This window comes from Limosilactobacillus caviae (assembly GCF_014635905.1).
In the GTDB taxonomy this organism is placed as follows: domain Bacteria; phylum Bacillota; class Bacilli; order Lactobacillales; family Lactobacillaceae; genus Limosilactobacillus; species Limosilactobacillus caviae.
Genome location: NZ_BMDS01000007.1, coordinates 1 through 24,931 on the forward strand (window position 1 = coordinate 1; position 24,931 = coordinate 24,931).

Here is a 24,931-nt window from a genome sequence, read left to right on the forward strand (position 1 = left end):
AAGTTAAGCTTCAACACGCCGAAAGTAGTTGGGGGATCGCTCCCTGCGAGGATAGGACGTTGCCACGCATTATTCCGGCATAGCTCAGTTGGTAGAGCACCTGACTGTTAATCAGGTTGTCGTCAGTTCGAGTCTGACTGCCGGAGTTATTAGTTAAGAAGTATCAGTTCGTAACTGGTGCTTCTTTTTTTATGCAATATTCTTTGAATATAATTATCAGACCGAAGTTAATCTTGCGAACAGTGACAAGAGCCTAGACATGGTTGTATTAATTTTTATATATTAAAAATAGTTATAATATTATCTTGGTGAATAGGGACAGTTCGTGCTTGGAAGATTATTAATGAGTAGTGATGAAAGGAAGGGCTAATATAATGATAGTGGCGTTTCTTTTTGGAATGGGAATTGGCTTATTACTGGTATGTTTAGGGTGGCAAATATATAAAGGAAATACTAAATATTATCAGCTTTTGTACGGGCAAGTACTTGGGAAAAAGAATAAGGATAATTATATTTCGAAAAATCATAAACGATTCGGTATTTTGTATATTATGTTAGGAATCATTGTTGATGCTATAATTCTTTGGTTCCAATTTAATTAGAAGAATATAGTTTAATTTAAATTAGGTGTTTTCACTAACTAATTAGCATGATATAATAGTACACGTTGATTGATTTGCCGACATAGCTCAGCTGGTAGAGCATCTCCCTCGTAAAGAGAAGGTCGGAGGTTCGACTCCTCTTGTCGGCATAATTAAACTTTACTAGAGATTGATAACCTTTGATATAATGGCATTTTGTCCATGAATATCAAAGGTTATTTTTGTTTATTATGCAATTAATGACCGAAACGGGATTAGATTGAGTAAATAAAAATTAAGTTAGTGGTTAAGATGCTTGCCGCCACCACTAATTACAATTTTTAAGTGTGAGGAAAGAAAACTATTAATAATGATTTTTAGTTATATTTTAGTTATACTAAACATAACTTGATTTCGAAAAGGAGTGTAGCTAAATGGAAATCACAATCAACGGTGAAAAGCATCAATTAGTTGGTAATCCGCCAACGATAGGCGACGAATTTCCTCACTTTAAGGTTTTTGATAAGGATAACAATAAGATCAAAATGAAGGAGCTACTTGGTAAAGTTACCTTATTAAGCGTAGTTCCTGATATTAATACACCAGTATGCAGCATCCAGACTAAGCATTTTAATTCAACAATGGACGAGTTTGACGAGGTTAACTTTTTAACTATTTCAACTAATACCATTGCTGATCAACAGAAATGGTGTGCTGCTGAAGGTGTTAAGAAAATGCAATTAGTTTCTGATAAAGAGGAATCGTTTGGTTATGAATCAAAGTTATTGATTCCAGATGAAGGAATTTTAGCGCGGTCTGTTTGGATTCTTGATAAAGAGGGTAAAGTTGTTTATCGAGAGATTGTTGATGAATTAGTTAATGAACCGAAATATGACCAGGCAATTGCAGCATTAAAAGAGCTATTAAAAAAGTAAAAGACTAAAAAAGCGAGGCTTCATTACATTAAAAGTGTAGTGGAGTCTCGCTTTATGTTAATTCCGTTGTGTTTTTTCCATAAGATTCTTTCCCCATTCAAAGAGGTCGCCCATTGTGTAAATTAGGTCTTTCCCTGTATCGGTTAAGTGATAAGTGACTGATGGCGGAACCGTTCCTTTTGATATACGTTTGAGTAAGCCGTCCTCTTCTAGTTCACGGAGACTTTTTGTTAACATGGTGTTTGTAATTGAACCGATGCTACGCTTTAGTTCGTTATAATGCTGACCATCATTGAGCATCAGGTACCACATTACTGGAATTTTCCACTTTGAGCCAATGATTTTCATTGAGTAAAGAATAGGGCATTGTTTGGGCATGTTTTCGTGAAAATATTTTATTTTTTTATCAAATTCGTTTTGATTCATATTAATCACTCCAAATAAATTTAAAGGAAGAAAAATGTGCGTACTTGTTCTTCTCTTCTCATCAAGATACAATTACTTTTGAACTTAGTCAAGAGGTAAAGGAGTGAATAAAATGCCATTTATCATGTCACGGGTAAATATTAAGATTGCCAAGAATAAGGAACTAATGCTAAAGAAAAGACTAGGGTTAGCGATTGCTAATGTTCCCGGAAAGAGTGAAGAGGTTTTAATGGTCGGTTTTCAAGACAATTATCCACTTTATTTAAGAGGAAATGGCAATGAACCTTTAGCTTATATTGAAGTAAGTATTTTTGGTACTGAAAGTCATATCGGTTACGAAGGACTAAATGCTGACATTACTAAAGCATTTTATGATATTTTAGGTATTCAGCCTGATCACCTATACATTAAATATGATGACATTAGCAGTTGGGGTGTTCAGGGAGAATATATTGATCGGCGAGATTATCTCTAGTAAGATACTAAATTTTTTTCGTCATTAAGGAAGAAAAATGTATATACAGTAAAAAAGAAATCTATAAAATAAAGGAGTTTCAAATTATGAACAAAAAGTATGAACCATTATTTCAACCATATACATTAAATAACGGTGTAGAGATTAAGAACCGTTTAGTTGTTGCTCCATTGACTGTGTATGATGCAGGGCCTGATGGAGAATTAACTCCTGCTTCAAGGAAGTTTTGGCATGACCGCTTTAATGGCTTTGGAATGTGGATAATTCCATTTACAAATGTTCACCCGAGTGGAATTGGTTTTGAATCACCAAATGCCTTTAGTGAAGACCACCTTGAGAACTTAAAAGAATATGCACGAATCTCACATGAACAAGGAGCAAAGGCGGTTATTCAATTAGCCCATGCAGGTGTTCACGCTGATAAGTCAATGACTCGCGGCAACGGTGTGTGGGGGCCAAGTGAGCTACCATATTTTGGTGCTCGTGAGATGACTGATGCGGAAGTTCATGAAATAGTTCATTCATTTGCTTATGCGACTGAACTAGCAATTCGTGCCGGACTTGATGGTGTCGAAATTCACGGAGCAAATGGCTGGTTGATTCAACAATTTGTTTCGGCAACCTATAATCATCGGACAGATCATTGGGGAGGAACAATGGAAAAACGTTTCAACTTCCCACTGGCAATAATTGATGCGGTTGATAAAGTACGGCAAAAGTATAATCGTCCTGATTTTATTGTTGGTTACCGCTTCTCGCCAGAAGAACCCGGGGCGGATGGTTTAACAATGAAGGAGACCCTTGCACTTGTCGATCGATTAGTTGAAAAGCCACTACAATATATTCATATCTCTTTGTGGAACTTCTACAAGAAAGTACGTCGCGGTGGTGATCAGAATATTACTCGGATGGAAGCAGTTCACAACCGAATCAATGGTCGGGTACCATTTATTGGTGTCGGTGACCTCTTTGCAGAAGAAAATGGGTTGAAGGCCTTTAATACTGGTTGGGCCGACTTTTTAGCTGTTGGTGGCGCAGTTGAATTAAATCCCCACCTTGTTCAAATGATTAAAGATGGCAAGGAAGATAAGGTTCAAAGTGAATTTGACTGGAATAAGATGGACCCTTACCGCTTTACACCAGCAATGCTTTATGGAACCTTAGCTGGTAATGCAATGTTTCCAAAGGTTAAGCAGCGATAGAAAGGGTTGAAGATAATGGCAAAGTTAACAATTACGACAGTTACTGACCCGATGATGGGGATGCTGTGGGAGACATGGCCGACAATGAGAAAGATCGAAACACATTATGGTGACCAAATTGACTTTAAATTCATGATGGGACAATTGGTAAAAAACGTGTATGACCTTGTTGATCCTAATGTGGTGCGGATGTATGGTAAAAAAGTTGCCCTTAACCAATACTGGACACGGCTAATGCAGATATATTTACAAGAAGAACGAATTGCTGGAATGCCAATTTATATGGGTGGAAACGAACGCCTCTTTGACGAAGAACACCTTTCATCAATTCCGCTTAACCTTGGTTTTCTGACCATTGCTGGCAATGATTTGAAAAAAGAAAATCAAGTTATCTATGAAATGCAATATGACACTGTTGTTGATGACCGACAAACAAATGATGGTAAATACTTAGCAGCTCTTACTAAAAAGTTTGGAATAGGGCAAGCGGAATTTGAACAACGGTATAATTCGACTGGCATTAGGGACCAGTTGGCGCGATCACAGCAAATTATGCAGCAAATGAATATTGACCGTTTACCAGCTTATATCCTTACCTATAACGGGAAGTCGTTTATCTTAAAGGGCCTTCCTAAATATGGAGATTGGCAAAAGTTGATTAAGCAGGTTACGGATGGCGAGGTAAGTGAACACGGGGTAGAAGCTAATATCAATACTATTAATGCTTTTATTGACCGGCATCCCCACATTTCAAGCCTTGAATTAAAAGAAGCATTTGATGTGGAAGAAAAAGACATTGTCGAATTATTAAAGGAAACTTCATTAGAAAAGAAGAAAGTTAAATCAACTATTTTCTACCGTAAAGCATAACGAAAGGAGGATAAGAGGATGAAACGATTATCACTTCCAACTAAACGGGGGAGTGTTTTAACGGGAGTGCTATTTGATGCTCCCGCGCATGTTATTCCCACCCCCTCGACCGTGGTGATTGCCATCACTGGAATCCATGGGAACTTTTATTCCAATCCTTTTTACGTAAACATTGGAAAAACATTATCAGCGGCAGGAATAGATTTTATCTACGCGCAAACGGCTGATGCTTTTGGTGAATTTCCAACTTTGAATGTCAAAACTGGTGAGCAGGAATTAATTGGCTCGTGGAATGAAGATTTTAATAATACTGATGAAGATATTGAAGCCTATTTGGATTATGCAAGCCAGCAGGGATACCAGAATATTATTTTAGCCGGGCATTCTCTCGGCGCTAATAAAGTTATTTACTACCTATCACGCCACCATGACTCGCGGATTAAACACTTTATTTTCCTGAGTCCAGCTAACTTGGCGTATTTGACCAGTGTCGTAACTGAAGAAGAAAAGAATGAGATTTTAATGCAACGAAAACGCGGTGAAGGTGACCAGCGAATGCCTTTTAATTTGCTTGGCTGGATTCCGGGAACTGCTAACACTGACTATCAGTGGGTTTTTGATAATATCCTGGATAATGTTCATGTCGAACCAGAAAAAGACTTTTCACAAATAAAAGCAATCACCCATAGTGGGGCATTAATGATTGGCGGATATGACCGCTTTACATATGGCGATCCGCAAAAGTTTCTTGAAAATATCAACGATCATATGCAGACTGCAAAGCAAAATAAATTAGTTGTTATCCCTGAAACCGGGCATACTTATCAGCAAAAAGAGCAACAGCTAGCTGATGAACTGCTTAAATTGTTAAAAACATGGGGATACTAGTAATTTTCGGTCTTAAGTAATTAATAATTTTAGTAAATAAAATTTAAAATAATTGTTTGCAATGACTTGTCGACATGATATAATATTTTATGTTGATGAGTTATTCCGGCATAGCTCAGTTGGTAGAGCACCTGACTGTTAATCAGGTTGTCGTCAGTTCGAGTCTGACTGCCGGAGTTTATAAAGATGTTAGCTGTTGGCTAGCATCTTTTTTCTTTTATCACCCTCTTATTATCAAAAAAATTGTATAAAATATGTAATAATAATATACTGAATTATAGTTAGACTGGTATATATTTTGGAGAACGGAGGGTTAATAATGCAATTCAAAAAGGCAATATTATTAGCGACAAGCATATTTACGCTTGGCATTTGTGTTAGTGGTTGTGGTAATGAGTCTAATGCAAACAGCAAGAGTAGCAGTTCCCAAATTTCGTCAGTAAAGAAACAAGAAGCACAGATTGTTGGCTCCTATCGTGACGATGCAGATGGCGCAGCAATTACGCTTAACTCGGATGGTACGGGAACATACGTGATGGCAAATCCTACCAAGGCAGATATTCATGACCAATTAACCTGGAAAAAAGAAAAAAACAATTACATCATTAACTTAAATGATAGTGATTATGATACGCCAATTGATGCACAACTAAATGAAGATAACTTAAGCCTAGTGGGCAATAATGAATGGCCTAACCAGTCGTTTAAGCGAGTTCATGGTGACTTTGACATTGATAATTTCTTAAAAGATCAGCACGCTAAAAATAGTGGTTCAATAACAACTAAAAGCGCCCAGCCTAAAGAATCCTCAACCCATGCCCGGGCAGTCTTGAAAAAGTGGGCCAGTGACCATCATAAAGACACAAGCAAAATCGATAGCTTAAAGGCAACTACAGACTTATCTGAGCCGGATGAGGGCTGGGCATTTGTTGATGATAATGGAACTGAATATGCAATTGTTCGAAATGGTAAAGTTTATCCGCGCCCTGTAATCGATAATGACACTTCGTCAAATTAATTTTCTTAATTTTAAACTTAAATAAATAAAGGATAAATCCTCATATATCCGCTTTCCTTCTCATCAAAAACTTATTATTTAATTGACGAGTTTTTGAAACACGTTTATAATAATACTATTCTGAATTTTATTGTTAAAGTTTTTTAATTTTTAGAATATGTATTCAATTAACGTTTTGCTAGTTGAAAAGTGTAATTATTTGGAGGAATTTTATGAGTAAACAAAGGGATTTGGATACCTCCTTCTTCGGACAACCACGTGGATTGTCAACATTGTTCTTCACTGAAATGTGGGAACGGTTTAGTTACTACGGAATGCGGGCTATCCTTTTATTCTATATGTACTATGCTGTTACTAAAGGTGGTTTGGGAATGGACCAAGCTACCGCAGCATCAATTATGTCAATTTATGGTTCATTAGTTTACCTAGCCAGTGTTGTTGGGGGATGGCTATCCGATCGAGTATGGGGATCGCGGCGAACGGTTTTCATCGGTGGTGTTCTTATTATGTTTGGACACATTGCCTTGTCATTGCCGTTTGGCGTATCAGCACTTTATGTATCAATCGCTTTGATTGTTATTGGTACTGGGTTATTAAAACCAAACGTTTCAGAAATGGTTGGAGGCTTATACAGTCCTGAAGATCGTCGACGTGACTCCGGTTTTAGTATGTTTGTTTTCGGTATTAATTTAGGGGCTGCGGTTGCTCCGTGGGCAGTGCCGTGGGCTGCTAACGGTTTTGGCTTAAACCTCTTCCATGGTGAAATGAACTTCCATGCTGGTTTCTCACTAGCTGCTATCGGTATGTTCTTTGGTTTAGTTCAATACGTTGTCGACGGTCGTAAGTATCTTTCAAAAGATAGTTTATATGCCGAGGACCCAATTGATAAAGAAAGCTTACGACCAGTAATTATCTGGTCAGCAGTGGGAGTAGTTGCTTTAGTAATTATTCTTGGATTGCTTGCTGCAATGGGACAATTAAACATCAATAACATTATTACATTGATTACGATTATCGCTATTGCATTGCCAATCTACTACTTTGTAATGATGCTGAATTCTAAGAAGGTTACAAAAGAAGAAAGATCACGGGTTGTTGCATACATTCCGCTTTTCATCGCTGCTGCAATCTTCTGGGCAATTGAAGAATCTGGGTCTGTTGTTTTAGCCCTCTTCGCTGAACAACGAACGGTCTTACACATTGGCGGCTGGCACTTTGCTGCTGCTAACTTCCAGACTTTAAACCCATTATTCATCATGATCTTAACGCCATTCTTCGTTGCGCTTTGGGATCACTGGAAGAAACAACCAAGTGCTCCTGGTAAGTTTGCTGCCGGGTTAGTCATTGCGGGGCTTTCTTATGTTTGGATGGCTCTTCCGGCAATGATTCACGGGACAACTGCTGGTCGGGTTAGCCCATTCTGGTTAGTTGGTTCATGGTTCATCGTTGAAATTGCCGAAATGCTGATTTCCCCAATTGGCCTTTCCGTAACCACTAAGCTTGCACCAAACGCATTTAAGTCGCAAATGATGAGTATGTGGTTCTTGGCTGACGCTGCTGGACAAGCAGTCAACGCACAGATTGTTAAGTACTACTCATCTGCTACCGAAGTTCCATACTTCTTAATCATCGGGGCAGTAAGTATCGTCTTCGGATTGATTCTTTGCTTGTTTGTTAAGAAGATCCATTCTTTAATGGACGGAGTAGAATAAATTTTATATATTAAGAGATTGAGAGCGTATCTTAATCTCTTTTTTTAGTAAATGGGGTAGATTATGAAAATTGCAGTGAGTAGTGACCTTCATCTAGACTTAAATCACACGAATGTTGACCGGTTTATTACCCAACAAGTAAGATATTTAACTGAACAGAAAATTGATTATTACTTTTTTGCTGGGGACGCATTTAATGATTTTAACCAAACGAAGGCATATTTTACGGAGTTACAGTCACGATTGCCATATACTAAGAGCTACTATCTTGCTGGTAACCATGATATGTTAAAAAATATTTCATATGAGCAGTTAGAAAATTTCCAAGATGATTTGTATTTCCATAATCATTGTGTAGATATTCCGAGAACAAATTGGCGGATTATCGGTAATAACGGTTGGTATGATTATTCATTTTCAACATATGAGGGCCGAGCGGATGAAGTAGCCCGCTGGAAACACGCGTATTGGGTTGATCGAACAATTACACAACCAATGAGTGACCAGCGCCGAATGGAAGTTGTTTTACAGGAAGTCAAAGGGGCATTGACGGAGGCACGGATAGCGCAAAAACGTGTTATCCTTATGACCCATTTTGTACCAATTAAGTTGGCCTTACCGCAGCCGATTATTGAATCCCCGCATCGCCAGCGTATGTGGGAAATGACAATGGCGATGATGGGGAGTAAACATCTTGGCGACTTGATAGCCGGGTTTCCAGAGGTAAAGGAAGTTTTTTATGGCCATCTTCATTATGCTCAACCCCTGATTACGGTGGGAAACGTTAATTATCGCAACCATGCAGTAGGCGTTTGGCGAAAAAGTAATGGTCAATGGAGACAAAAAAGCCTGTTAAATCAATGGATGGAGCGCTTATATATTAAAGACTTAGAACTTTTTTGAAAAAATCATAAAAAATGCTTGCAAAAGGATTGGAAATTAGTTATTATAATAAACGTTGATTGATACGAATTATTTAATCAAGCAACTTCTTGGAGGAGTAGCGAAGTCTGGTTAAACGCGACGGTCTGTAAAACCGTTCCTTCGGGTTCGGCGGTTCGAATCCACCCTCCTCCATCTTTATTATTGGGCTATAGCCAAGCGGTAAGGCAACGGTTTTTGGTACCGTCATGCGCTGGTTCGAATCCAGCTAGCCCAACTGTTATTGAAAGGCTAAGAAAAACGTTTGTTTTTCTTAGCCTTTTCTAGTTCAAAGTTTTATTAAGAATATATGGGAAAAGGAATGATAGTCAATGCCTAAACAAGGTCACTTTGCAAAAAGTACGCGAACCAAACAACTAAATGATTTTAAGGTAAAACGTGGGGCGACTGGCGGAACTATTGATGATGGGCAATTAACTGATTTCCTTGTTGTTCGTTTTGCTTTAACTGCTAAGAAACGAGTTCAGCCTTCATCACGCGAAACAATTCAACGGTTTTTGATTGAAATTTGCGATACTTTGCAAGCTGGTGATGGTGACCTTAACAAAATTATTCCTAACCTATTAATAAGTCTTAATGCACGGGTTCCATGGCAATTTTATCCAGTGATTTTAGAAGAATGGGATTTGCTTCAAGGATTCCTAAAAAAGGAATTACCTGCTGTTCCGCTAAAAAAACGGTTACGAATTAAGCAGGAAATCTCAACTCAGAAATTAAAAGATTTAATTGCAGAATTGTTAGCAAAAAAGATTACGGCAATTACATTCATTAATCAGTCTGAAATAGCCCAAAATAAAAAGGACCAGGTAATGGCGATGATGCTAACAACGATCTATCATGACCAAACGATCGAATGGGTCAAAGTCCGCCTTTTGTTGGCACCTTTTGATTTTAAAATCGCACCTGAACTAGATGAAGAGACGAAGAAATGGCTGCAGACACTGAAAACAAAATAAGAACGTTGACTTTTTTTCTAATTCCTTGGTAGAATTAAATCGTTATTGCGGAGCTGCGGTGGAGCGTTTATCACCATAGCTCTTTTTTTATTTTAATTTGAAGGAGGACGAGTAAAGCAATGGCACAAAAGAATTATTCGCGTATCTACCTAGCAATTGGGTCGCTTGCATTGCTGACGTTTATCGGAATTTTGAATGAAACGTCGATGAATGTTACTTATCCAGAATTATCGTCACAGTTTGGCGTATCGCTTGACGTTATTCAGTGGATTACGACTGGTTATTTACTAATGGTTACAATTACAATGGGGACAACGGCCTACCTATTGCGTCAGTACCAAGCACGCTGGTTGCACTTATTTGCGGTTTCTTTTTTTATCATCGGTGATTTGATGTGTGCTTTAACTGGCAATTTTCCTATTTTATTAGTGGGAAGATTAATCCAAGCAATTGCGACCGGCTTGGCAACCCCAATCATGTTTCACTTAATCTTTACGGAAATTCCGCGAGAACGGATTGGAATGATGACCGGGATGGCTGCGATGGTGATTTCATTTGCCCCGGCTCTTGGTCCAACATATGGTGGTGTCGTTTCAGAGATGTTATCGTGGCGGATGATCTTTTGGATTTTGCTCCCAGTTGTCTTGATTAGTCTTGTATGCGGTCAGCTGTTTATCCGCAATAAGCCTCTTGGTAATGATAAAACGTTTAGTTATGGGAGTTTAATCACCTTGGCAATTGCTCTTATTGGCATAATTAGTGCAGTGTCGTCAATTGGAAAGCAAGGGTTTGGATATCAGTTTTGGCTCTTATTACTGGTAGCGATCCTTTTCTTTGGTGCTTTTATTTATATTAATAATCATGGTAAATCGGAGTTATTTGACTTAAAAGTCTTCAAAGTTGTTCCGTTAAGGCTATCGACTATCACGTATTTTAATTTGCAATTTATTAATATTGGGATTTCGTTAGTTATTCCTATTTATGTTCAATATGTTTTACACTCATCTGCGATTGTTGCGGGACTTATCTTGCTTCCTGGTTCATTAATTGGCGCTTTTATTTCACCACTCGCGGGAAGTTTAGCTGATCGCCTTGGCTTTGCAACACCAGTAACCATCGGTGGGGTCTTGCTAGTTATCGGGACAGGGTGCTTTAGTATTTTTCAGCGCCACTTAACACCATTACTAATAACGCTTTTCTTTGTTATTTTACGAATAGGTTTTAATTTTGCGTTTTCTAATACGATTTCAAATGCATCAATGCTTGTTCAGCCACAAAATGCACCAGACGTAAATTCGATTTTCAACATGGTTCAGCAATTTGCAGGATCACTCGGTACTAGTCTTTTGGCTTCAACAATTGCCTTGTTCCAAAAGGGTAATGACGGGTCATTACTGGGACGTACTTATGCAGGAGGACGGTTTGATTTCATCCTATTAGGCGTTTTGGCAATTATTACCTTACTAACAGTGATTGCTAATTATCGCTTGCAACAAAATAAGCAAAGTGTTTCTAAATAGGTGGTTGAATTAACCTAGTAACAATGCAATAATGTGGCATGATTAATGCTAGTTGGATAAGTTTTTAAAGAAAGCGACTATAAGATAAAATGATACATTCTATCGTTCACTTTATGGTGAGCAACCAAGTTTTCACGTTATTTATTTGTTTAGCCATTGGTTTTTTAATTGGTAACTACAAAATTGCGGGGAAATTTAATATTGGGGCAACAGTTGGAACACTAATCGTTACTTTGATTGTGGGGCAGATTGGTGCATTTCCGCGTAATGAAATGCTTGGAACAATTTTCTTCGGGGCTTTTATGTTTTCAGTGGGCTATCGGATTGGACCACAATTGTTGGTAAGTTTGAAGTTATTTGGGGTCCGAATTTTAATTGCTAGTATCTTTTGGATGTTAGTAGTCTTTTTTGCTGGCTGGAGTTTATTTACTGCCTTTAAGATTGGTCCCGGAATTGCAGCGGGGATTATTTCGGGTTCACTGACGCAATCAGCTACAGTTGCAAGTTCATTACAGACAATTGGATCACTGCCGGTAAGCCAAAGCGTTAAGGCAACCTATGAAGCGCAGTTACCTGTTGCGTATGCCCTAACGTATGTTTTTGGTACCTTAGGGGTAATTATTTTCTTAAGGGATCTAGCTCCTAAGATTTTAGGGATTTCAATTGCCGAGCAAGGGCCGAGAATGGCTGAACGCTATCACTTTCATGCCAAGAATCCTAACCCTACATGGCGGCGGACCTATCAAATCGCTGCTGAATCACCACTTGTCGGTAAGAGACTGGAAGAATTTAATAAGCGTTCAAACTACCGGATTATTGGATTGGCGGCCTTCCATAATGGTAAAATGACTGACCATTTGGAATACAGGCTTCAGGCAGGAGACTTATTAACGGTTATTGGCTATGCAGTTCACTTTGACCGTCTCATGCGGGTGCCAGGATTAACAGAAGTATTAACGCCGACCAATGCGCCTCGTGAACGTGAATTTGTATTGGGAAAATCATTTAAGCCCAGTGAGTTGGCTATTTTACGGCAGCATGGGGTCTTTATCAATATTCAAGATCCGATTAGCGGGAATCAGCAATTAATTAACCAGCTCCGTCCGGGGGATGTTATCTCCTTAACTGGTAATACTTCTCGTACCAAGTCAATTTTGAAAATGATGGGTCGGTGGAAGGCAGCTGATACAACAATGAATTATTCCTTATTTTCTTTAGGAATTGGTTGTGCTTCCCTTTTAGGGATTATCGGGATAAAATTAAACAGTATTCCTTTACAACTAGGCAATGGGACGGCCGCTTTAATCATGGGCTTAATTCTGAGCTCATGGATCGAACGCCATCGCGACCGCAAATCTATTCCAGAAACAGTAACGAGTTTTTTACAAAGTTTTGGGTTAACTCTTTTTGTTGGAAATGTTGGCCTGCAATCAGCACAAGCCTTTACAAGTGCAATTAAGTCGCTGGGCGTTGGGGTGCTGGTTATTGGTGCCATCATATCAATTATGCCGCATCTCTTAACGCTATTTTTTGGCCGATACGTGTTAAAGATGGAACCGTTGGCCTTGATTGGCGCATTGACGGGCTCAGGGACGATTGCAGCGGCGATGAATGAAATTTCGCAAAAAGCGGGACCGGAAGGAGGGGCATATTATGCTGCGGCCTTTACTCCGGCTTTTGTAGTTGGTAATATTGGAATTACGTTATTAGGGCCGATCTTTGTGGCGCTATTATCATAGGCTATCGCTAAGAAAGGGCGTGCAGATTAAATGCAACAATTTTTTACAATTTTAGGTGGAATGGGTACGTTAGCAACGGAGAGTTATGTACGTCTGTTAGATAAGAGAACGCCGATTCACCGTGATCAGGATTATTTGAATTATTTAGTTGTTAACCATGCAACGGTTCCCGATCGAACCACTTGGATTCTCGACCATAGTCAGCCGGATCCTAATGAGGCCCTGATTGAAGACATCAAACAGCAGAGCCTTTTGAATCCTGCATTCTTTGTGTTAATTTGTAATACGGCTCACTACTCCTTTGATAAGTTACAGGCAGCAACGGAGATTCCAATCTTAAATATGCTGCAAGCAACTGTTGACGAAATAAAAAAGATTAAACCAGATGCAAAAAAGGTTGGTCTCTTAGCAACGGAAGGGACATTAGCCGCTAATTTATATGACCCATATATTGAAGCTGCTGGTTATGAAGAGATTAAACCGACACCTGAAATTGCAGAGATGACGGAAGACTTAATTTACCATGATATTAAAGAAGCAGGTCATTCTGACGGTAAAAAATATCATGAATTGGTCCGTAAAATGATTGAAGAACAAGGAGCGGATGTGGTAATTCTGGGTTGTACCGAATTGTCCTTTGCAGAAGAGATGGATCCAGAAACCGAGTATCCAGTTGCTGATTCACAATCAATCATTGTCGATCGCTCACTTGAACGGGCATTAAAATTACGACAAAAGTAACATTAAATATTAACGATAAAAATTAGGAACCAGAGAAAATGACTTCTCAATGGTTCCTAATTTTTGTTAATCCAATGAAAGTATTTCAGTAAATTGGTCTAGGCTGTTAGAATGATGTAAAATATATAGCATACGCAATGTTTAACAAACAATGGCGTAAGGAGGAAAGAGAAATGAGTTCACCTGTCTATATTCAAATTCATAATCAATTAAGAAAAAATATTGAAGATGGCAAGTGGAAAGTTGGTGAGAAAATTCCGGCTGAACGTGAGCTTGCTAATGACTTTAGCGTTAGTCGGATGACCTTGCGGCAAGCAATTCAGGCATTAGTTGACGAGGGGATTCTTGAACGCCGTGTTGGATCAGGAACATTTGTCGCTAACCGGAAAGTTCAGGAAAAGATGTCGGGTGTGACAAGTTTTACTGAATTGATGGATGCCATGGGCAAAAAAGCGGCCAGCAAGACGATTTCCTACCACTTAACCATTCCATCACAAACAGAAGTGGAGAAGCTAAAATTAGGGTCTGACGAACAGGTCCTGCGTATGGAACGAGTACGCTATGGTAACGAGGTACCGATTTGTTATGAAATTGCGACCGTACCAGCCAGCCTTGTCCAGCAATTTAGCAAAGAAGAAATTACCACATCTTTTTATCGGACTTTAGAAGAAAAAGCAAACCTTTATCCGGGACATGCTATTCAGCATATTTCAGCAACAAAGGCAACAGAAAAAATTGCTAGTTACCTACAAATCAAACGGGGAGATGCCCTTTTGCGGATGACACAATTGTCATATCTCCAAGATGGACGACCATTTGAGTATGTTCACACTCAATATGTTGGCTCACGGTTTGAGTTTGTTTTAGAAAAGTAAATTTTAAAGTTTATTAATAATCCGTGTTACAATACTGATTAACAATACTACTTTTGAGAGGAACTATACTAATGAAATTTGATTATCCGGACGATAGCCTTACCCTCCATACCGATGCATATGAATTAAGTATGATGCAGACTTACTGGAAAAAGGGGATGGGGAACCGTCGTGCTGTTTTTGAAGCCTTTTTTCGTAAAATGCCATTTAATAATGGGTATGCTGTTTTTGCCGGCTTAGATCACATCATTCGTTATGTAAAGCAGTTACGTTTTACTGATAGCGATATTGAATATTTGAAGTCCACCCATCAATTTGATGATGATTTTTTAGAGTATCTACGTGATTTTAAATTTACTGGTTCAATCAATAGCTTTGAAGAAGGGGACCTTGTGTTTAATCATGAGCCTATTATTCAAGTTGATGCACCAATCATTGAAGGACAGTTAATTGAAACTGCTATTTTAAATATCCTTAATTATCAAATTATGGTTGCAACTAAGGCTTCCCGAATTAAGTCCATCGTTGGCAACCAAATTGTAATGGAGTTTGGTTCACGTCGAGCACAGGAGTTGGATGCAGCCTTATGGGGGACGCGGGCAGCCTACATTGGCGGTTTTGATGCAACTAGCAATGTTCGTGCGGGTAAGTTGTTTGGCATTCCTATTTCGGGAACGCATGCTCATGCCCTAGTTCAAGTATATATGAATGACTATGATGCCTTTAAAGCATATGCGGAGACGCACCATAATTGTGTATTCCTTGTTGATACTTTTGATACTTTGAAGAGCGGGGTTCCTAATGCCATCAAAGTTGCAAAGGAATTTGGTGATAAGATTAACTTTATTGGTGTCCGCATTGATAGTGGCGATATGGCCTACTTGTCCAAGAAGGTCCGTAAAATGCTTGATGATGCCGGATTCCCCGATGCTAAGATCATTGCATCCAATGGTTTAGACGAAAAGACAATTCAGAATCTCCAAATGCAAGGAGCTAAGATTGATACTTGGGGGATTGGTACTAAGTTAATCACTGCTTATGATCAGCCAACTTTAGGAGTAGTATATAAGCTGGTTGCTATTGAAGATGAAAATGGTAACCTTGTTGACACTATTAAGCTCTCTAATAATGTTGGAAAAATGTCAACTCCTGGTAAGAAGCAGGTATGGCGGATTAATGATCGTGCTGACCGAAAGAGCGAAGGGGATTATATTACTTTAGTAGATGAAGATCCGCGTAAGGAAAAATCACTTAATATGTTTAATCCGAACTTCCCCCTTCAGCAAAAAGATGTTGAAGACTTTACCGCGCGTCCAATGTTGAAGCCTATTTGGCAAGACGGTAAGTTTGTTTATGATGAACCAACACTAGAAGAAAGCCGCCAACACCGCTTTGAGAGTTTGAATGCGTTGTGGGATGAATACAAGCGGGACTTAAATCCGGAAGTATATCCAGTGGACTTATCGCAGAAATGTTATGACAATAAATTAAAACTAATCCATCAAGTTCACGAATATGTTAAATCATTGAATAAATAGAGGTAAGAAACAGTGCGAAAGTGTCAAGAAGAAATAATTAACGCATTGGGAGTTAATGCGCAAATTGATCCTGAAGCTGAGATTGACAAGCGGGTTCAATTCTTATGTGATTTTCTCCAAACTACTAACATGAAGACGTTGGTATTGGGAATTTCTGGGGGACAGGATTCAACATTAGCTGGACGCCTTTCTCAATTGGCAGTGGAAAAATTACGTAAAGAGACCGGAAATGCTGACTACCAATTTATTGCAGTCCGTCTTCCTTACGGTGAACAGGCTGATGAGTCAGATGCGATGTCCGCAATTAATGATTTTATTAAGCCCGATAAAATGATGCGTGTTAATATTAAAGCCGCCACTGATGCAATGGTTAACTCGTTAACTGCGGCTGGCGCGGTAATTAGTGATTTTAATAAGGGAAATATCAAGGCGCGTGAACGGATGATTGTCCAATATGCAATCGCTGGTCAAAATGGCGGTGCAGTTGTAGGAACCGATCATGCAGCAGAAGCGGTAACTGGCTTCTATACTAAATTTGGTGATGGCGGTGCGGATATAACACCGCTTGCCGGACTGGATAAGCGTCAAGGAAAGGCCCTTTTAAAATCCTTAAATGCACCAGCAAAGCTTTATGACAAAACACCGACAGCAGATCTTGAGGAAGATAAGCCAATGCGGCCAGATGAAGAAGCACTTGGTGTCCGCTATGAAGAAATTGATGACTTTTTAGAAGGACGTGCGGTTTCAACAGAAGCAGCAGAAAAGATTGAAAGCTGGTATCGTCGAACACAGCATAAACGTCATTTACCAATTGCTCCCTATGATACATGGTGGAAATAATAAGAATTAATTACGTGAGGAGGCTGGGACGCAACTCAGTCTCCTCAATTTTTAGGAGGATGAAAATGGAAGAGGAAACACTTCAACTTGTTAGCAAACAATTACCTGATATTCGCCCGCAACAAATTAAAGCAGCCCTCGGATTAATGGACGAAGGAAATACTATTCCTTTTATTGCCCGATACCGTAAAGAAATGACGGGAACGCTTGATGAAGTTCAACTACAGGCTATCAGGGATGAATATCACCGTGTAACAACATTACGCGAACGTCAAGCAACGGTCATCAATAAAATTAAAGAGCTTGGCAAACTAACTCCTGCTCTAGAAAAACAAATTAATAATGCAACTGAATTGCAAGAAGTAGAGGACCTTTATTTGCCATATAAGCAAAAGCGGCAAACGAAGGCTCAGCAAGCACGACAACATGGACTTGCACCGTTGGCAAATTGGTTGTTATCGTATCCAGACGATGATTTAACAACTAAGGCCCAAGAATTTATCAATGAGGATGTACCAGATGCTGAGAGTGCATTAGCGGGCGCACATGAGATTCTTGCAGAAGCGATTAGCGAAATGGCGACTGTTCGGGGATGGTTACGAAATTATACAGCCCAGCATGGTCAATTAGAAACCAGTGTAAAGCGCGACGGGGAAGAAAAAGATGAGCTAGGAACCTATAAGCAATACTATGAATTTTCAAGTTCAGTGCAAAAGTTAAATTCATACCAGATCCTTGCCTTTAATCGTGGCGAAAAAGAGGGAATCCTCAATGTAAAAATAACAGTTGATGAGGCACCGATAATGAATTACCTTCATTTTCGCCTTATAAGGACGCAAAAGCAAAATGATGCTACTGAATTTATTGAAGAAGCCTACCAGGATGCCTATAAACGGTTCTTAGGCCCAGCAATCGAACGTGAATTACGGCGGCAATTAACAGAAGGCGCAGATGAACAAGCAATAAAGGTCTTTGGCGAAAACCTTTACCATTTATTGATGCAAGCGCCAATTAAGGGGAAAGTTGTGTTAGGATTTGACCCTGCCTACCGTACTGGTTGCAAGTTAGCCGTTCTTGATGAAAATGGTAAGTTTTTAACTAAAGCCGTTATTTATCCGCACAAGCCAGCTCCAGAAAAACAACGTGCAGCTGCTGAGGGTGAATTTATTGACTTACTAGAAAAGTACCATGTTGAAATGATTGCCATTGGTAACGGAACGGCCAGTCGTGAGTCGGAACAATTTGTAGCTGAAGCGCTAAAAAAGATTGAGCGTCCAATTTATTACGTAATTGTGAATGAAGCAGGTGCCTCTGTCTATTCGGCAAGTAAGGAAGCACGGGATGAATTTCCGGACCTTCATGTTGAACAGCGGAGTGCAATTAGCATCGGCCGGCGACTACAGGACCCGTTAGCAGAATTAGTAAAAATTGACCCACAAGCAGTAGGGGTCGGCCAGTATCAACATGATTTACCGAAGAAAGAATTAAGCGGCGAATTAGAGACAATTGTTGAACGAGCTGTAAACCGTGTCGGGGTTAACCTTAATACTGCTAGTTACCAACTATTAACGCGAATCTCGGGACTAAATAAGACAATTGCCAAAAATATCGTTACTTACCGGGACGAAAATGGCCGCTATACTAACCGTACGCAATTAAAGCAGGTTCCTCGTTTAGGACCTAAAGCTTACCAGCAATCGGTTGGCTTCTTACGGATTATCGACGGTGAAAACCCACTAGATAATACCGATGTCCATCCAGAAAGTTACCAAGTTGCGCAGAAAATCATGGAGGCGGCAGGGATTGATATTAATGATCTGGGAACCCCCGCTGCTGAAAAGAAGTTAAAAGCACTTGATATTAATCAATTTACTGATGACCAGGTAGGGACAGAGACAGTTAATGATATTATTTCATCTTTGCAAAAACCAGGGCGTGACCTTCGTGACTCGATGCCGGCACCATTATTACGTCATGATGTAATGACAATTGAAGATCTTCAACCAGGAATGAAACTTCAAGGAACGGTCCGCAATGTTGTCGATTTCGGTGCCTTTGTTGATATTGGTGTTAAACATGATGGATTAGTTCATGTTTCAAAAATGAGCAAGCAATTTATTCGTGATCCACGGGCAATTGTCGCAGTTGGTGATATTGTGGACGTATGGATTGATGATGTAGATTTGAAACGTCAACGAATTCAATTAACCATGATTGAACCGGAGACGGTCGCAAATGACTAATGCGGAATTACAATGCTTGACCGAACAATGGTCGCAAAAATACTTTGGGCGCGCTTTTGTGCACAAGGTATTTTTTAATAAGCGTTTGAAAACAACAGGTGGGCGGTATCATTTAAGCGATCATCACATTGATATTAATCCGTTAATGTACACAGAATTTGACCTCAATAATCTTCGGCAAGTCGTCCTTCATGAATTATGTCATTACCATTTACATTTACTCGGAATGGATTATCATCACCGAAGCCGGGCGTTTAAGACGCTGTTAGCGCAAGTCGGCGGATCACGATATGCACCGCCTACCAGTAAAGCAAAATATAATGTTAAGAGAAAATGGCATTATATTTGTACGGGTTGCGGCGTTGAAATAGCGCGACAACGGCGTTTTAACACCCACCGTTATGTTTGCCGGCGGTGTGGACACCATTTTATTTTAAAAAATTAAAAAAAGTTGTTGCCAACGAATAGGTATCTTGCTATAATAATATTCGTTGGTTGATATGCGGCCGTGGCGGAACTGGCAGACGCGTAAGATTAAGGATCTTATGGTCGATTATGACCGTGGAGGTTCAAGTCCTCTCGGCCGCACTATAATAAAGCTCTGAGTATCCATACTCGGAGCTTTTTTGTTTTTAAATTTTTATTAATAAACTTTACTTAAATTTTACTTCTTAGCTTGCTATCTCGTTAATGAAAGCGCTATACTTTAGATGTTGTAGTTAGTAACGAGGAGGGATTTATCGATGGATGCAAATATCAAATGGCTTGATGATCCGGAAACGTTTCGGGTTAATCAACTAGCAGCACATAGTGACCACTATTACTATGGTGATTATGATGAATGGCGTCGTGATGATAGCAGGTTTGTGCAAAGTTTAGATGGAAAATGGCAATTTAAGTTCGCTAAAAATCCTCGTGAGCGAGTAAGTGAATTTTATGCCAAGGATTATGACAGTAGCAGCTTTGATACGATTGAAGTACCAAGTGAAATTGAATTAAATAACTATGCCCAGAACAACTATATTAATACCTTAATTCCATGGGAAGGGAAAATCTATCGGCGACCTGCATATGCTCTTAGTCCCGATGATTCTCAAGAAGGATCTTTTAGCGATGGTGATGATAATACCGTTGGCGAGTATTTGAAACGGTTTGATCTTGCCCCTGCCTTGCGTGGTAAACAAATCCGGATTCGTTTTGATGGTGTAGAGCGGGCAATGTACTTATGGCTTAATGGGCACTTTATTGGTTACGCTGAGGATAGCTTTACCCCGTCCGAATTTGATTTGACCCCTTATATTCAGGATGAAGATAATGTTTTAGCAGTAGAAGTTTTCAAGCATAGTACTGCCTCGTGGATTGAGGATCAAGATATGTTCCGCTTTTCGGGGATCTTCCGAAGCGTGAACTTATTAGCTCAGCCCCTTGTTCATGTTGAAGATCTTAATATTCGGCCAACTGTTACTGATAATTATCAGGATGGTATTTTTAACGTTGACCTCCAGCTCCAAGGTGAGAAAACGGGCAATGTTAATATTCGAGTAGTTGATAGTGATGGAAATATCCTCGTTAATGAAACCCATCCTGTTGCCCCAACGGTAAAGGTTCAGGACCAGTTTTTGGAGAATATCCACTTGTGGGATAACCACGATCCGTACCTTTATCAACTATTGGTAGAAATCCGCGATGATGAAGGAAAGCTACTTGAACTTGTTCCGTATCGTTTTGGTTTTCGACGGATTGAAATTAATCAGGATCATGTCGTGCTGTTAAACGGGAAGCGGCTAATTATTAATGGTGTAAACCGCCATGAGTGGAATGCTAAACGTGGTCGGGCGATTACGATGGATGATATGACGAGCGATATTAAGACATTTAAGGAAAATAATATTAATGCTGTGCGAACATGTCACTATCCTGATCAGATTCCTTGGTATTACCTTTGTGATGATAATGGAATTTATATGATGGCTGAAAACAACCTGGAGTCTCATGCTACTTGGCAAAAGATGGGCGCAATTGAACCATCATATAATGTTCCTGGTTCAGTTTCGCAATGGCGCGAAGTAGTAGTTGATCGGGCACGGACTAACTATGAAACATTTAAAAATCACCCATCGATTTTATTCTGGTCGCTGGGTAATGAATCATATGCTGGCGATAACATTGTCAAAATGAACGAATTCTATAAAGAACATGACAATAGCCGTCTTGTTCACTATGAAGGCGTTTGTCACACTCCTGAATATCGTGAGCAGATTTCGGATGTCGAAAGTTGGATGTACTTGCCGCCTAAAGAAGTTGAAGAATACCTGAAGAATAATCCTGACAAGCCATTTATGGAATGTGAATATATGCATGACATGGGAAATTCTGATGGCGGAATGGGTTCATATATTGCATTGCTTGACAAATATCCACAATACTTTGGCGGCTTTATTTGGGACTTTATTGATCAGGCACTCCTTGTTAAGGATCCCGTAAGTGGTCAAGAAGTAATGCGTTATGGTGGTGATTTTGATGATCGTCACTCAGATTATGAGTTCTCAGGGGATGGCTTAATGTTTGCTGATCGGACACCAAAGCCAGCAATGCAGGAGGTAAGATATTACTATGGCTTACACAAATAAACTACGCGTGATATATGGTGATGGCACATTAGGACTTAGCGGTGAAGATTTTCATTACATTTTCAGTTATGAACGTGGCGGACTTGAATCGCTTAAGCTAAATGGTAAAGAGTGGCTATATCGTGAACCAATGCCGACATTTTGGCGCGCAACAACTGATAATGACCGTGGAAACGGCTTTAATATTCGGTCTGCGCAATGGCTTGCTGCTGATGCATTTCATAAGTGTGTTGGGATCAAGCTGACTGTTGATGGTCAGAAATTTGATGAATTGCCGATTGCCCCGATAACTAATGAATTGAGTGATGCGGTATTTGCTACGGACGTTAAGATTGAATATACGTTTGAAACATTGACTATCCCATCAACGACGACAAGTGTGACCTATGAAGTGATGGCAAACGGTGAAATCAAAGTAACCATGCATTATCAAGGGCATAAAGACTTACCAGGGTTGCCCGTAGTTGGAATGCGTTTTGTTATGCCAACGGTGGCGACTGGTTTTGATTATCAAGGATTGTCTGGTGAAACCTACCCCGACCGAATGGCAGGAGCAAAAAAAGGAGTCTTCCATGTTGAGGGGTTACCAGTAACTAAATATTTGGTACCGCAGGAAAACGGAATGCATATGGAAACGAATAGTCTAACAATTACGCGGAATACGACGCAGAATAACGCGGATCATTCTCATGAACCGTTCAGTTTAAAGATTAAGCAAACTGATCGTCCATTTGCTTTCAGTTGTCTTCCATATACAGCTGAGGAATTGGAAAGCGCTACTCATATTGAGGAGCTGCCGCTTGCACGACGGACAGTCTTGGTTATTGCCGGTGCTGTTCGTGGTGTTGGGGGAATTGATAGCTGGGGTGCTGATGTTGAGGAACAATATCATATTCCAGCAGATCAGGATATTGAATTTTCATTTATATTGAATGCACAATAAAGATATAAAAACAGTGTAGCTGAAAGATTCTTTCTCTCAGCTACACTGTTTTTAATTAAGCTCTTTTGTCATAATCCGGCCAAAATACTTCTTGAAGTGTGTACAGAAATAATAGAAGCCATAGATAGTAAGGATACTAAGCCCAAGCAGTGAAATTGCCAACAAAGCAGTAAACCAGCCTGGTTGCTTAAAGTAGAGGGTCGCGGTATTTTTCCCTTTACGTTGGTGGATATAAGGTGCACCAACTGATGAGCGTTGATAGTGTTTTAAACGTTGACCATTAACCGTTAAAACGGATTCCTTGTAGGTAATAATTGGCAAACGAACCTTACCAGCCTTGTCAGCGTTCCAGGTTAATTGAAGCCCGCCATGCGGTAAAACTGTATGGTTGTACTTATGCGCCTCATTAATAATTTGTCCCTCGTAAGCATAGGAACGCACATATTTCTGATTCATATATTTCTTTGGAATGGGGAGATAATCCGGACTTCGCTTTTCAACCATCGTTAGTAGTTGTCCGGGATAAAGGTCGTGAACCGAATGACGGAGGGCGGCCTTATCTTCACTTACCCGGGTGATTGCGCTGAAACTATTCAGAACAATTTCTGAATCGTAACGGGCTGCGCGTTTATAAACGTCGATTGTTGTCGGTGTGAAGACTAGGAAGACCATTAATAACAGGATTCCAGTAGTTAGTTGATTGCTAAGGCCAATTTTTCGCGCTCTTTTTCCAAGGGTCGTTGCGCTGATTCCGACACCAGCAAGCAACAGCGGGTATGCAATGATGGTCAAGCGATTAGGAAATTGCAAAGTGTGACCTAATGCAGGGACTATATTTTGAAGGGTATTCCAAGGGATGAGGGATGAACTTAAGATAAGAATAAGACTACCTAGAATGGTCAGGACAGTGTTAGTAAGTGACTTTTTGAATGTGGCTAAAACGTAAATCAGTTGTAGGCTGAATAAGATCCACATTGCGTAAATTAGGTAATCACGAGTACTGCTGAACATCGATGGGCGTAGGACGTTATCTGCTAAGCTAAAGTCGGCCGGATGTGCGATGTTATTATGCAGGTTAAGCATTAGTAACGCGCCCCAAACGTTAGCCGTTAATATAATAGTTCCCCCAACGGCTTTTAATGTTTCCCACCACATCTTTTTCCGATCAATGGTTAGGATTAACCCGATAATAAAAAATGGTATTAGGGTAACGATAAAGAATAACGAACTGAGCATATGAATTTGAATAATGACCGTCATCAGCGTCATTAGTTGGAGCCAATTAACGGGTCGTTGATGGTCTTGAATCATCCGTATTCCGCAAATTACCATATACGGTGCAAGGGCAGCTCCCCACGCATTCATATTTTGCGCCAGCTCCCACCGTGGCAGCCAGCCGATATTCATATAAATCAAGGCGCATAGAACGGCAATGGTATGATTACTGCGAACACGAATCCCAAGTTGGTACATTCCAATTCCGCCAAGAATATAGACGATGAAGGTTGTGACAATTTGATATTGATACCAGGTTCCGACAATCCCGAGAATAGCTCCGTTTAAGTAAGCAAAAAGGGGACCATAAACAGCATTGATAATCCGCCCGCTTTGTTGAAAACAGTAATTACTTTGAAAATAACTGAAATTGAATTGCTGAATTTGTTTTGCTGCATCATAGAAGCGATTAAAGTGAAAAATGGAATCGGTTCCTAAAATGACACCATGAGATACAAACTGAGGAAACATAATCAAGTATGCCATGGCAACGATAGCACAATATGGCAGCCCCCAATTGATTAGATTAACAATTTTAGATTTCATGTATTGAGTATTAAAGCTTATCCGACTAAGCTTTAT

At 39.7% G+C, this 24,931-nt stretch carries 21 protein-coding genes and 6 tRNA genes; 25 read left to right on the plus strand and 2 right to left on the minus strand.

What is annotated here, in order from left to right; translation table 11 throughout:
- Positions 1-73 precede the first annotated feature (73 nt).
- The 3 genes from IEU90_RS09190 (at position 74) to tpx (ending at position 1,516) form a co-directional block, all read left to right on the plus strand.
- A tRNA-Asn gene (locus IEU90_RS09190) sits at positions 74-146 on the plus strand.
- A gap of 532 nt (positions 147-678) precedes the next feature.
- A tRNA-Thr gene (locus IEU90_RS09195) sits at positions 679-751 on the plus strand.
- 264 nt (positions 752-1,015) lie between these two features.
- Entirely contained in the window at positions 1,016-1,516 is a 501-nt protein-coding gene (tpx, locus tag IEU90_RS09200; RefSeq protein WP_153710773.1) for a thiol peroxidase, read from the plus strand.
- Between the two features lie 57 nt (positions 1,517-1,573).
- Here the strand turns inward: tpx and IEU90_RS09205 are convergent, their stop codons facing one another.
- Positions 1,574-1,942, minus strand: a complete 369-nt coding sequence (locus IEU90_RS09205) for a winged helix-turn-helix transcriptional regulator (protein ID WP_153710772.1) — start codon at positions 1,940-1,942, stop codon at positions 1,574-1,576.
- A gap of 112 nt (positions 1,943-2,054) precedes the next feature.
- Here IEU90_RS09205 and IEU90_RS09210 point away from each other — a divergent pair, with 112 nt between their 5' ends.
- From IEU90_RS09210 to IEU90_RS09315, 22 genes are all read left to right on the plus strand, one after another.
- Complete coding sequence (locus IEU90_RS09210; RefSeq protein WP_153710771.1) at positions 2,055-2,417, plus strand: phenylpyruvate tautomerase MIF-related protein; 363 nt, start codon at positions 2,055-2,057, stop codon at positions 2,415-2,417.
- Between the two features lie 86 nt (positions 2,418-2,503).
- The gene (locus tag IEU90_RS09215) at positions 2,504-3,619 is read left to right on the plus strand and encodes an NADH-dependent flavin oxidoreductase (RefSeq protein ID WP_153710770.1); all 1,116 of its coding nucleotides are present in this window, start codon (positions 2,504-2,506) and stop codon (positions 3,617-3,619) included.
- 15 nt (positions 3,620-3,634) lie between these two features.
- The gene (locus IEU90_RS09220) at positions 3,635-4,489 is read left to right on the plus strand and encodes a DsbA family protein (protein WP_153710769.1); all 855 of its coding nucleotides are present in this window, start codon (positions 3,635-3,637) and stop codon (positions 4,487-4,489) included.
- A gap of 18 nt (positions 4,490-4,507) precedes the next feature.
- The gene (locus tag IEU90_RS09225; RefSeq protein WP_188358046.1) at positions 4,508-5,377 is read left to right on the plus strand and encodes an alpha/beta hydrolase; all 870 of its coding nucleotides are present in this window, start codon (positions 4,508-4,510) and stop codon (positions 5,375-5,377) included.
- A 104-nt stretch (positions 5,378-5,481) separates the two neighbouring features.
- Positions 5,482-5,554: transfer RNA gene (locus IEU90_RS09230), tRNA-Asn, on the plus strand.
- 142 nt (positions 5,555-5,696) lie between these two features.
- The gene (locus tag IEU90_RS09235; protein ID WP_153710768.1) at positions 5,697-6,395 is read left to right on the plus strand and encodes a lipocalin/fatty acid-binding family protein; all 699 of its coding nucleotides are present in this window, start codon (positions 5,697-5,699) and stop codon (positions 6,393-6,395) included.
- A 212-nt stretch (positions 6,396-6,607) separates the two neighbouring features.
- A complete protein-coding gene (locus IEU90_RS09240; protein ID WP_153710767.1) occupies positions 6,608-8,107 on the plus strand; it encodes a peptide MFS transporter in 1,500 nt (499 codons plus the stop codon).
- Positions 8,108-8,170: 63 nt separating this feature from the next.
- Positions 8,171-9,010: a metallophosphoesterase gene (locus tag IEU90_RS09245; protein ID WP_153710766.1), complete on the plus strand. Its 840-nt coding sequence runs from the start codon at positions 8,171-8,173 to the stop codon at positions 9,008-9,010.
- Positions 9,011-9,101: 91 nt separating this feature from the next.
- Positions 9,102-9,184: transfer RNA gene (locus tag IEU90_RS09250), tRNA-Tyr, on the plus strand.
- Between the two features lie 10 nt (positions 9,185-9,194).
- Positions 9,195-9,266, plus strand: a tRNA-Gln gene (locus IEU90_RS09255).
- A 94-nt stretch (positions 9,267-9,360) separates the two neighbouring features.
- Entirely contained in the window at positions 9,361-10,005 is a 645-nt protein-coding gene (locus tag IEU90_RS09260; protein WP_153710765.1) for a ribonuclease H2 subunit B, read from the plus strand.
- A gap of 119 nt (positions 10,006-10,124) precedes the next feature.
- Positions 10,125-11,525 carry an MFS transporter gene (locus IEU90_RS09265; RefSeq protein WP_153710764.1) on the plus strand — a complete coding sequence of 467 codons (1,401 nt, stop codon included), beginning with the start codon at positions 10,125-10,127 and terminating at the stop codon, positions 11,523-11,525.
- Positions 11,526-11,614: 89 nt separating this feature from the next.
- A complete protein-coding gene (locus tag IEU90_RS09270; RefSeq protein WP_188358047.1) occupies positions 11,615-13,264 on the plus strand; it encodes an aspartate-alanine antiporter-like transporter in 1,650 nt (549 codons plus the stop codon).
- 30 nt (positions 13,265-13,294) lie between these two features.
- The gene (locus IEU90_RS09275) at positions 13,295-14,005 is read left to right on the plus strand and encodes an aspartate/glutamate racemase family protein (protein WP_153710762.1); all 711 of its coding nucleotides are present in this window, start codon (positions 13,295-13,297) and stop codon (positions 14,003-14,005) included.
- Between the two features lie 173 nt (positions 14,006-14,178).
- Entirely contained in the window at positions 14,179-14,880 is a 702-nt protein-coding gene (locus tag IEU90_RS09280) for a GntR family transcriptional regulator (protein WP_188358048.1), read from the plus strand.
- Positions 14,881-14,951: 71 nt separating this feature from the next.
- The gene (locus IEU90_RS09285; protein WP_188358049.1) at positions 14,952-16,418 is read left to right on the plus strand and encodes a nicotinate phosphoribosyltransferase; all 1,467 of its coding nucleotides are present in this window, start codon (positions 14,952-14,954) and stop codon (positions 16,416-16,418) included.
- A gap of 12 nt (positions 16,419-16,430) precedes the next feature.
- Complete coding sequence (gene nadE, locus IEU90_RS09290; protein ID WP_182602276.1) at positions 16,431-17,258, plus strand: NAD(+) synthase; 828 nt, start codon at positions 16,431-16,433, stop codon at positions 17,256-17,258.
- A gap of 65 nt (positions 17,259-17,323) precedes the next feature.
- Entirely contained in the window at positions 17,324-19,501 is a 2,178-nt protein-coding gene (locus tag IEU90_RS09295; RefSeq protein ID WP_153710759.1) for a Tex family protein, read from the plus strand.
- Positions 19,494-19,946, plus strand: coding sequence for a SprT family protein (locus IEU90_RS09300; RefSeq protein ID WP_153710758.1), 453 nt, complete (start codon positions 19,494-19,496; stop codon positions 19,944-19,946). The genes IEU90_RS09295 and IEU90_RS09300 overlap by 8 nt, the downstream gene beginning before the upstream one ends.
- A gap of 57 nt (positions 19,947-20,003) precedes the next feature.
- A tRNA-Leu gene (locus IEU90_RS09305) sits at positions 20,004-20,089 on the plus strand.
- A gap of 155 nt (positions 20,090-20,244) precedes the next feature.
- The gene (locus IEU90_RS09310) at positions 20,245-22,131 is read left to right on the plus strand and encodes a glycoside hydrolase family 2 TIM barrel-domain containing protein (RefSeq protein WP_153710757.1); all 1,887 of its coding nucleotides are present in this window, start codon (positions 20,245-20,247) and stop codon (positions 22,129-22,131) included.
- Positions 22,115-23,074 carry a beta-galactosidase small subunit gene (locus IEU90_RS09315; protein WP_188358050.1) on the plus strand — a complete coding sequence of 320 codons (960 nt, stop codon included), beginning with the start codon at positions 22,115-22,117 and terminating at the stop codon, positions 23,072-23,074. Before IEU90_RS09310 ends, IEU90_RS09315 begins: the two co-directional genes overlap by 17 nt.
- A gap of 51 nt (positions 23,075-23,125) precedes the next feature.
- Here the strand turns inward: IEU90_RS09315 and IEU90_RS09320 are convergent, their stop codons facing one another.
- Complete coding sequence (locus IEU90_RS09320) at positions 23,126-24,895, minus strand: putative glycosyltransferase family protein (RefSeq protein ID WP_153710779.1); 1,770 nt, start codon at positions 24,893-24,895, stop codon at positions 23,126-23,128.
- Positions 24,896-24,931 lie beyond the last annotated feature (36 nt).

Bases quoted from the DNA above. Each gene is read 5' to 3' on its own strand.
- tpx (WP_153710773.1), top strand. From the start codon at position 1,016: ATGGAAATCACAATCAACGGTGAAAAGCATCAATTAGTTGGTAATCCG.
- IEU90_RS09205 (WP_153710772.1), bottom strand. From the start codon at position 1,942: ATGAATCAAAACGAATTTGATAAAAAAATAAAATATTTTCACGAAAAC.
- IEU90_RS09210 (WP_153710771.1), top strand. From the start codon at position 2,055: ATGCCATTTATCATGTCACGGGTAAATATTAAGATTGCCAAGAATAAG.
- IEU90_RS09215 (WP_153710770.1), top strand. From the start codon at position 2,504: ATGAACAAAAAGTATGAACCATTATTTCAACCATATACATTAAATAAC.
- IEU90_RS09220 (WP_153710769.1), top strand. From the start codon at position 3,635: ATGGCAAAGTTAACAATTACGACAGTTACTGACCCGATGATGGGGATG.
- IEU90_RS09225 (WP_188358046.1), top strand. From the start codon at position 4,508: ATGAAACGATTATCACTTCCAACTAAACGGGGGAGTGTTTTAACGGGA.
- IEU90_RS09235 (WP_153710768.1), top strand. From the start codon at position 5,697: ATGCAATTCAAAAAGGCAATATTATTAGCGACAAGCATATTTACGCTT.
- IEU90_RS09240 (WP_153710767.1), top strand. From the start codon at position 6,608: ATGAGTAAACAAAGGGATTTGGATACCTCCTTCTTCGGACAACCACGT.
- IEU90_RS09245 (WP_153710766.1), top strand. From the start codon at position 8,171: ATGAAAATTGCAGTGAGTAGTGACCTTCATCTAGACTTAAATCACACG.
- IEU90_RS09260 (WP_153710765.1), top strand. From the start codon at position 9,361: ATGCCTAAACAAGGTCACTTTGCAAAAAGTACGCGAACCAAACAACTA.
- IEU90_RS09265 (WP_153710764.1), top strand. From the start codon at position 10,125: ATGGCACAAAAGAATTATTCGCGTATCTACCTAGCAATTGGGTCGCTT.
- IEU90_RS09270 (WP_188358047.1), top strand. From the start codon at position 11,615: ATGATACATTCTATCGTTCACTTTATGGTGAGCAACCAAGTTTTCACG.
- IEU90_RS09275 (WP_153710762.1), top strand. From the start codon at position 13,295: ATGCAACAATTTTTTACAATTTTAGGTGGAATGGGTACGTTAGCAACG.
- IEU90_RS09280 (WP_188358048.1), top strand. From the start codon at position 14,179: ATGAGTTCACCTGTCTATATTCAAATTCATAATCAATTAAGAAAAAAT.
- IEU90_RS09285 (WP_188358049.1), top strand. From the start codon at position 14,952: ATGAAATTTGATTATCCGGACGATAGCCTTACCCTCCATACCGATGCA.
- IEU90_RS09295 (WP_153710759.1), top strand. From the start codon at position 17,324: ATGGAAGAGGAAACACTTCAACTTGTTAGCAAACAATTACCTGATATT.
- IEU90_RS09300 (WP_153710758.1), top strand. From the start codon at position 19,494: ATGACTAATGCGGAATTACAATGCTTGACCGAACAATGGTCGCAAAAA.
- IEU90_RS09310 (WP_153710757.1), top strand. From the start codon at position 20,245: ATGGATGCAAATATCAAATGGCTTGATGATCCGGAAACGTTTCGGGTT.
- IEU90_RS09315 (WP_188358050.1), top strand. From the start codon at position 22,115: ATGGCTTACACAAATAAACTACGCGTGATATATGGTGATGGCACATTA.
- IEU90_RS09320 (WP_153710779.1), bottom strand. From the start codon at position 24,895: ATGAAATCTAAAATTGTTAATCTAATCAATTGGGGGCTGCCATATTGT.